9 protein-coding genes and 1 pseudogene are annotated in these 8,937 nt (G+C 42.2%); 3 read left to right on the top strand and 7 right to left on the bottom strand.

Features of this window, described 5'->3' with window-relative positions; genetic code table 11:
* Positions 1–209: 209 nt before the first annotated feature.
* Complete coding sequence (gene cuyB / locus YWE_RS0120040) at positions 210–926, bottom strand: cysteate racemase (protein WP_029096098.1); 717 nt, start codon at positions 924–926, stop codon at positions 210–212.
* Positions 927–1,590: 664 nt separating this feature from the next.
* Between cuyB and YWE_RS31705 the strand changes: the two genes are divergently transcribed.
* Positions 1,591–1,716, top strand: coding sequence for a hypothetical protein (locus YWE_RS31705; RefSeq protein WP_255324305.1), 126 nt, complete (start codon positions 1,591–1,593; stop codon positions 1,714–1,716).
* Between the two features lie 122 nt (positions 1,717–1,838).
* Here the strand turns inward: YWE_RS31705 and YWE_RS30650 are convergent, their stop codons facing one another.
* From YWE_RS30650 to YWE_RS0120025, 4 genes are all read right to left on the bottom strand, one after another.
* Entirely contained in the window at positions 1,839–2,267 is a 429-nt protein-coding gene (locus YWE_RS30650) for a putative zinc ribbon protein (protein WP_161628783.1), read from the bottom strand.
* 171 nt (positions 2,268–2,438) lie between these two features.
* Positions 2,439–3,032 carry an inovirus Gp2 family protein gene (locus tag YWE_RS0120035; RefSeq protein WP_029096097.1) on the bottom strand — a complete coding sequence of 198 codons (594 nt, stop codon included), beginning with the start codon at positions 3,030–3,032 and terminating at the stop codon, positions 2,439–2,441.
* 722 nt (positions 3,033–3,754) lie between these two features.
* Positions 3,755–5,374 (bottom strand): ISL3 family transposase, encoded by a 1,620-nt coding sequence (locus tag YWE_RS0120030; protein WP_029096096.1) that lies wholly within the window; start codon positions 5,372–5,374, stop codon positions 3,755–3,757.
* A 132-nt stretch (positions 5,375–5,506) separates the two neighbouring features.
* Entirely contained in the window at positions 5,507–5,752 is a 246-nt protein-coding gene (locus YWE_RS0120025) for a helix-turn-helix transcriptional regulator (RefSeq protein ID WP_029096095.1), read from the bottom strand.
* Positions 5,753–6,558: 806 nt separating this feature from the next.
* Between YWE_RS0120025 and YWE_RS29190 the strand changes: the two genes are divergently transcribed.
* Entirely contained in the window at positions 6,559–7,647 is a 1,089-nt protein-coding gene (locus tag YWE_RS29190; protein WP_051323471.1) for a Rho GTPase-activating protein, read from the top strand.
* A 115-nt stretch (positions 7,648–7,762) separates the two neighbouring features.
* Here the strand turns inward: YWE_RS29190 and YWE_RS30645 are convergent, their stop codons facing one another.
* Both YWE_RS30645 and YWE_RS28050 read right to left on the bottom strand, forming a co-directional pair.
* Positions 7,763–7,912, bottom strand: a complete 150-nt coding sequence (locus tag YWE_RS30645) for a hypothetical protein (RefSeq protein ID WP_099044024.1) — start codon at positions 7,910–7,912, stop codon at positions 7,763–7,765.
* Positions 7,913–7,917: 5 nt separating this feature from the next.
* Positions 7,918–8,334 carry a hypothetical protein gene (locus YWE_RS28050; protein ID WP_051323470.1) on the bottom strand — a complete coding sequence of 139 codons (417 nt, stop codon included), beginning with the start codon at positions 8,332–8,334 and terminating at the stop codon, positions 7,918–7,920.
* A 435-nt stretch (positions 8,335–8,769) separates the two neighbouring features.
* Here YWE_RS28050 and YWE_RS31535 point away from each other — a divergent pair.
* Positions 8,770–8,937 (top strand): annotated as a pseudogene (locus YWE_RS31535) (GTPase family protein); the annotation flags it as partial.

Raw genomic sequence — 8,937 nt, 5'->3', positions numbered from 1 at the left:
CCCCGCCACACAGACCAATTCCGATCCCCCCCATCCGTATACCAAAAAATATTGAACCCAAAACAACCATAATCTCTAACCAAACCATAACCGCTCCAATAGACAATCACTTGTCACTTATTATTAATATCAAAAATGATGAATCTGCACCGCACCATAGAGAGCTGTGTACATCATGACTTCTTTTATTTTTTATTTTTTATTTTTTATTACAATAATAAATCCGTTTTCCCAACTCGTTTTTCATACCAGCGAATACCGGCACGAACTAATGAAGCGGTGGAGTCAATAAATTTTTCTGGATGTTGTTTTATCTCTTTAGCTAAAATAACTGGCACCTCGGTACAACCTAAAACAATGACTTCAGCCCCGCGTTGAAATAATGTTGCGACCTGTTCAGCCATCAATGATTCAGCCTGTGCAATATTGCCTGCCTTTAGGCGATAAATACTTTCCATCACTTTGTCCTGACCCGGCTGGTCAGGGTTGATGCATTTAAAGCCCAGCCCTTCGATATTCTTCTGATAGAGCCCCATGGCCAGAGTGGCATTGGTTGCCAAAAGCCCGATATGAGTCTTACCTGACGCTTTAGCCTCGCCCATGGTGGTCTCAATGATGCTGAGCATTTCGACATGACACGCCTTTTTAAGCTCCGAATACCAGTAATGAGCGGTATTACAGGGAATAACAATACATTCAGCCCCGGCGACCTCTAAGCGGTGAAGGTAATCTTCCATTAGCGGCAGTGGAGAATTCCCATTATGTAGCAATGCCTGCGTCCGGTCAGGAATATCAGGAATAGACGATATCATTAACGGAATATGTTCCTGATCGCTGCCTGCGGCGGTAAAGCTGACAAACTTATTAAATATATCAACCGTTGCGGCAGGACCCATTCCCCCTAATACACCGATTAAACCTTTCACAATGACATCCTCTTATTGCTATTTATAATGAACAATGTGTTTGGCTATATTTAAATAACCATTCTTATCACATCAGCTTCATGAAAATTAACGTTTCTATTTATTTTATCGATACTTATTAACGTTTATTCTGCCGTTAATTCTTTCATCGATATTTATCAGGTGTCATTTGAGAAGAGAAATGCAAGTATGTATGGCGTGATGCAAAATCTGCATTAACCAAACTCACATATTGATAATTAAAGTTGGAATAATAGTACGATTGGTCGGGGCATATTGTGACGACAGGGCTTTAATATCAGGGCGTAGCTGGAAATAGCGTCACTCATCGGGAACTCGATTCAATGACCTGTCGAATGTTGGTTGTCGGCTACCTATGCAAAATTCAAATAGCAGATACCTAAATTGATACGAGTTAAAGTAGCGCTCACGTACCGAGTTATATCTTGACGCAACTCGTTTTCTGAGACTTCTCACATTTAACTCAATCAATCTTCAATCCGCTGAATACCCATTCAAAATAGGCCTATAGTCACCCTAGGTGGCATTGCGATGAACAGCCAACCTTCGTATTTTCTAAGTGCTTACGCAGCTTCTAGACGCGGTCCTGTGCGCATTTTAAGCTGTTGTTAACACTGTCGTAGCGGAGTATGAAACTGAGCACGTGCAACATCGATACCACTCAGAAAAAGTCTCACTGTTTTTGATAGTTAAAGCAGCCAGCAATACCAACACAATGGCCGGTACTGAAGTCAGTCAGCGACTGATACCGGCCATCAGTGACACCTAACACCCTGAAGCCAAGCTTGTGTGATTAACGCAGCCAGATTCAAATCTTGCTCACAATAGTCACGCAAAAAATGCGTAGGTTGACATTAGGAACGAATGGACTAAAAAATAGAACGGATGATGTCATCGAGCAGCTCGTTTTCTGCGTCGACCAGTAAGAGCAATCTGGCTATGGGCTCCACACTGACAAGTCAGGCAGTATTTTTCACCATAGTACGCATGACCGCAGCCGCTACAGTGCCAATGAGCCCGTTGTACCAACGGGAGTACTTTCGGTAGGAAAACTCTCAAGGCTTCAACAGTGGCAACCTCTTCAACGGCCACATTGACGTAAGGGCAGTGTTCGCGCCCATGCTCCGATAAACTGGTATCGGTATGCTCAAACCAAGGCCTTCTATGTTGTGTTTTCCGGTGGAAAACTAATGACCTATTACAGAGGTGACGGCGATATTCACCGTCAGGGTCGCGCTGAGCGGTTAACCCCAAAATGAGATGCCCTTGGGCGTTACTTGAAGCAAATGATTTTGCATGTTCCTTTTCGTTGGATAGCAAGCAACCGTAATCCATCCCTTAAGGGCAGATGCAGGTACCCATTTTCATGTGAAGTCATTTGAAAGCTTATAGTAAGTAAGAAAAGAGGAATACGTCACTTACTGGACGACTGAATACGTAAATGTGATCCGTTATTCCTTCATGAGATAAATCTGTGTGGTAAGAAAATACTCAGCGTTGACTGCATCCGAAATTGCGTTCACCATCATTGCTGATTTTACTTCGCTCTTTAGCCAGATAACTCACCCGAGTCACTAATTGTTCATATACGCTATCTGTACCTAACGTTTTAGCATTGAGGTAATAACAGGGATTCTCTGGAAAGTAAGGTAATGAGTGATATCGTTTATCTTTGAGGCCTAATGCACTGAGCCAGGCCTGAGTAATCAATCCAGCTAGATTCCCTTCCTGTGAACGATAGTCTCCTAGGAAAGCATAGGTATCTTTATTGAACAAGAGCAACACATGGTAATGCTTCTTACCGACTTGGTTAAACTCTCTAGCCCAAACATACCTCAACGTACAGGGGTGTACTCGTTTCCCCTCCCGTTGCTTTTTATTTAAGTCTGCCACTACCTTGGCTTTCAGTGATTCCGTAAAGCGAGAGATAACAGCCGCATCGGTTGCGGCTATGACTTCGGTGTCAGGTAGTCTCAAATCAACACGTAAGGCGAAAGTCCGAGGGTGTTCTGACAGTGCTCGATGCAGGGTGGCTTCAATCTGCTTTAAGTAATGTAGATTATATTTTTCAGCATGGTATGCCATAGTTTGCTCGATATATTAATTGGGTTAGTGCGGTAAGAACGTAGATATGTGTAATATCGTGTTTGATAGTGGTGAGTTGTATTCTCTATTGTTCAGTTGTCATCATCCCCTCTATAAAGACGGTGGCTATGTGTAATATATTTAGTAGGTAGGTGTTATCACCTGTAACATTGATAAATGATGATGAATCTCCGCATTATTTAGATGAGAGCACTGATATTAGGTAGTGATAATAACTAGGTACATAGTGGAAGATCACTATATTATTGCGCACTGAATTATAACATTGGAAATATAATTCAGTATTACAGTATTACAGTATTACAGTATTACAGTATTACAGTATTACAGTATTACAGTATTACAGTATTACAGTATTACAGTATTACAGTATTACAGTATTACAGTATTACAGTATTACAGTATTACAGTATTATATTAAACAAACCGACATTCACTGATGATATATTACCACCTTAATCAACCAAAATTAATAACCATGACACCATATATAACAAACCCTCTTCACCATACCTAAAATAACATCGCATAACTCGAGTGAAATTCACTCTGGAATTATAAAGTCGATAACAATAAAAATAAATATTAAAATAACCAATCATTCAACTCATCTTAATCTGAATATAATTGTCAATACCAATTGAATTCTGACCCACCCTGCCAAAGTAAAACTGGGTCTTCCGCAACTTGGGTGGACCAGTTTAAGCCAGGGGACTCATTACTCGCCGCCGCAGTAGCTCGAACCCAGCCCGACCATACATCTGCCGCTTTAGCATTTTCAGGCGATTTACATGGCCCTCAACAACGCCGTTACTCCACCGGCTGCTTATAGCTTCGTGTATTGCTGCTGCATCAGCCTCCATCCCGACAGCCACACGCTTCAGGTCAACAAGTCCGCTCTTACTTACGTCAGCTAACCACTGATTTAACTGTGATTTATCCTTCATTTTCAGCATTCGGTAGAAGTCGAGTGATAGCTGTTGTGCCATTTTCAGTTGCGGTTCTTTCTGGCACATTGACTCGATGAACCGGGACGCATAGTTTTCTTCTCCTCTGATCATTCGCCAGGGCATCAACCAGCGGCTGACCCGGGACGCTGAGGGGAGCCGCCCCGGAGCGATAACCGGACCGTTAACTTGTTTACGCCATTTAGCTACAGCATCCCTGACGGTCGTTTCACTGCCAGTAAAGCCAGTTGCGACCATCTCTCGCCACAACTGCCTGGCATTGTGGTTACCGTTTTTCCGTTGCTCTTCCAGCCACTCATGCCACGGGTCAAGTAACCCAGGTCTTGGTGGTTTGGTTGATATTTCAGGGAACGCTTTCGACTGTATCCAACGGCGAACCGTCACCCGAGATAGCCCAGTGATACGTGATATTTCTCTGATCCCACATCCTTTTTTGTGAAGAGCGTCGACCTCAGCCCAGCGTTGATACCGTTTGTCACGCCGCTGTTGTTTTATCCGTTCAGGAAGCCGTAGCGTTGAGGCAGTTACCGGAGAAGCTTCAGTAATCTGTTTTTTGGGAGACAACTCAGTGGCAACCAACCGTATCAATGGCATGTGTCTGTACATCATGCGCTCCAGTGCATCACCGATATTCTTCAGCAGATGCCAGCGGTCGGCCACCTGTCTTGCCTGCGGTGCTCCATCGCGTGCAGCTAATGCATAGATACCGCCACGATCGCGTGAGACGACCTGTATCTCAGGATATTTTTTAAACCATGCAACCAGAGTACGTTGCTCCCTACCAGGCAGCAGTACCAAGGGGCGATGTGTGTCGAGATTAACGATCAGCGTGCCGTACCTGTGGCCCCGATGCCATGCCCATTCGTCGATACCGACATGCCGGATCCGGTTCTCTGCCTGCTCAGGAGCCTGAACCACTCTGCGCAGCAGAGTATCTGCACTGATCCTCATCCCTGACGCTGTTGCAGCCCGTCTCCCAGCCTCTCCGCCTGCGATTAACCCCAGTTGGCGCTGCAGATTTTGCAGTAACGTCGAAGACTGCTGTTGTGGGCCAGCAAAGGGAGTCAGCGACTCAGCAAAGATTTTGCGTGAACAGGACGGGTTACGACAGTACCAGTGCCGAACGGCAAAGATTAGCCAGAGAGCCTGACCTGAGCATGGAAGATGCTGTATCCGGCGTCGGCGACAGCTGTGTACAGAGCGACTGTGCTTAAGGCATTCAGGACATTGAGCTGTTTTACGCGCAGCCCGGAGATGGATAGTTATCCCATCAGAACTAATAACTTGTTGGCTGGATTGCCATCCACAAGGTAGCTGTAAAAGTGTCTTAAGTGAGGGCATAGTGTTATCCATAACTTAAAACAGTTTAGATCCTTGTTAACTAAAAAGTTTCATTAATTTTCTTCCACCCAAGTTGCGGAAGACCCATTTTTACATCGGTACTAACATATAATATTGAGTTGACTTATACGGTGTGAGTGTTAGTTACCCCTCATGCTCAATCAAAGATAGATTATCGTTCCCTTCTCTGGACTCCTTAATTCGTTGGAGTAACCAAGCTTCTACTTCGCTTTTTAACCAGCGAGAAGAACGTCCCATTTTGATTTGTTTCGGGAACCGCCCCTCACTGATGAGTTTATAAAACCATTTATCACTCAGTCCAGTAAAGTGGGTAATAAAAACCATATCAACAAATTGGTCTTGAAATAAATCCAGCGTAGTCGTGTTCATCGCAACATCCTCATTTTATCTTATCCGTCGTACGGAGGGGCGGTGATTGCATTCATCATCCCTTCCTCCTCAGATGAACAGGAAGTGACGTAAAAAATAGTTGAGATTGAATTGACTGAAGAACATGGGTGATATCCGAGAACAAATAACCTATCGGCTTACTGCAATATTGAACACAGCGGCATAATGTAGAAACAAAGTGAATTAGCTCAGACGCGCATCGCTATGTGAAGTGAACGATTTATAGGGGTATAGGGATAAGGTAACAATCCTCTATGCTGCAGTTTAGTGGCAAATGTATCATCACGTTGACATTCGTATTTTAACGGGCAGGTTAAGTTCTCGGATGTTATAGATAACGACTATGTTGTTTATATGCCCGCATGTTGAACAGCATTGGTATGAATCAATCCCTTCATTTTTCTGTTTGTTATTACTCAAAAAAATAGGGTATAGTGTTTTTTATTAATTTAACCCAACCAATGGCCATCATATTGAGACTGTTTACACATGATGTTGGACATGGTGAGTGTGCATATTTAACAAAATGTCTCGGTTCTCTATCGCCAGTGTTGAGCCATTAACCTAAATGTTCTTTATCGCCATTATCTCTTTACCCACCCAAATAGAGTAAAAACACTCAGTATATAGTCAGTAAAAAATCAGTTATCTATCAGTTAATTATCAGCATAAAATCAGTGTTTTCTCAGTTCTCGGTCACGTTTCTCATTGCTCAATCATGCTAATATTTTGTTTTAGTTGCTCCATGAAGGAGCAAATCTATAGGTGAGAAAGGGGGTGGGAAAATGCCAAATTATCATGAAGTACGAGAAGAAATTTTTTCTCTTAATCGATTAGCTCGTCATCAAAAGAAAGATTCATTGCATGTTTATAATAGGTTTATGACAAAAAAAGAATATCGTAAATTAATTTACACGCAGTTATTTATAATGTGCGCTATGGATGATGAGTTAATAAGAGCCAAGAGTGCTGAGTTACACGAGGCTTATATTGATGAATGTATTCCACTTGATTATTTTAGATGTTTAAAGGAAAACCCCAGAGGTTCTTGGTTTGCTTTTCTTTATATATTCGAAAACGCCATACCCTTTCAGTTCATCACTTGTGAAAAAAACAATTTTAATACTCAATGCAATTTCATAGACGATAACTACTCCCTCCCATCCCATGAAAGCAGTGATCTATATATAATGGGTGATATGGATAATAAAAACCCATTTATAACCATAGATTACAATATACTTTCCATTCCTGAAGGCGTACGTGATTTAATGGATAAAGCCACAAGGGAACTGTCAAAACCATATCAAGATGAAAAAAAACCGTTTAATCAGAATGATAATCTCCGTGAGTTGATAGCCTCTTTTGAGGAACTAGTTAACGTTCCAATGCCCGCTGAACCTCCTATTTTAAAAAATGAGAGTGACATTAAAAAACCACCTAAAATATCCATTTCAGATTTCGAATTTAACTTTTGTGCGGATATTGATAAATATAATCCAAATCCGATTAATGATCATGAAAGACTTAATACAGTCATACGCTACATTGACAGTTCCTCAGTAAGCCTTGAATATAAAATAAAGTATGTAGATGAATTGTATAAAAAATGGCTAGACCAATATAATGATTTTCTGCGTGCTTTCGAATGGATTGACCATAAAGATGAACAGCAGTGCGTCTATCTCTGGGAGTATTTAAAGGGAAAAGGCAGGATAGCCGGCTATTTAAAGCCTTACCACAATGCTATGCGTTGTGACATGATGATTGCCAGCATTGATGTATGGTATACACCTCCAGAAGAAAAACTTGAATTTATACAGAAAATGAAACACGCGTGGCAGCAATCAAAATCCAATAAGAGCAAAAAATAGTTATACATCTAAAAATTAGCGCACAATGCCCATTAACATTGGCACAGGGATCCCCGCTGAGTAAAGAAAAAATAAGCCGGACCAGCTAAGTTCTCTGGTTCGACTTATTGATACACTAAGCAAATATAGCCAGTAATATCCATGCCAGAATAGGGTCTACAAATACCGATAACCAAAAGCCGGCCTTAAATGATTTCCCCTTACCTTTGGCATAGAATCCAACCAGAATTGACCCGACTAACCACAAAATGAGAAGAAGACCCATCAGTATTAATCTCTCTCTGTACGAGGTAATGTGGATATAACCGTTCCTGCTAAAGCCCCGCCTGACAAGGCCCCTGTAACCGTAATGACTGCAGTTCCTCCAACCATACCAGCACCACCTGCCGCTAAACTTCCGCCACCCAGTGCCGCTAATCCGGCTGAGCTTGCAGCTGCACCGGATAATGTTCCTCCGCCAACGCCTAATCCTGCTGCGCTGGCTGCCGCACCGATAGTCGGTGCCACAGATAGCGCTGCGCCTCCTGTCGCTAAGGCGGCGATACCCATCATCATCGCTTTGCCTGGATTTTCTATCACAGAGCTTTTTACTACATTAGCTGTATCACAAACCGTTTCGAGAGTGCCAAAGGTCACATCCAGTACACCATCAAAAGTGCTATCCCAAAGGTCGCCTAATAGTCCCATTTATCTATCCTCCTGGATTAGTATCAAAATTTAACTTGGTTATTATTGAATTTCTCAGTCATAAAACATACCGTTCAAAAAACACTCAATACCTTTAATTATCAGTATATTCAGATTGTTACTTTATTTTCACTTACATTCGTAAAAACATATTAATAGATTAAAGTGATCAATACAATTATATTGATCAGTATAAACGATCAATATGAATATAAAGAATGTTCCCAAACCTCGGTCGGAGTGGCGGGTATGGAATAGCTGTTGAAGTCGGAAAACAGTGGGGCGAATAGTGGTGGAAATTGGCTCGACAAAACAGACCAATGATAAAACGTCACTTAGAAATAATGTCAGATAGATATTATCCCCCTGAACCCTACCACTCCTGCAACAAACCTTCGGGCTTACTGTTGCCTTATTCTCTTTGAGGAAAATGACATGAATAAATACGATGGCCTGAATGCCATCAGTAAACCCCTCTCTCGACTACCGACTTATCTCTCTGAGCGAGTACTTGAGCAAATCCGTTCTCTCACGGATTACGAACCGGTCATCGGCATTATGGGTAAAACCGGTGTCGGAAAGTCGAGTTTATGCAACGCCCTG

This window comes from Budvicia aquatica DSM 5075 = ATCC 35567 (genome assembly GCF_000427805.1).
GTDB lineage: Bacteria > Pseudomonadota > Gammaproteobacteria > Enterobacterales > Enterobacteriaceae > Budvicia > Budvicia aquatica.
This window is presented reverse-complemented; position numbering and strand designations above follow the sequence as displayed.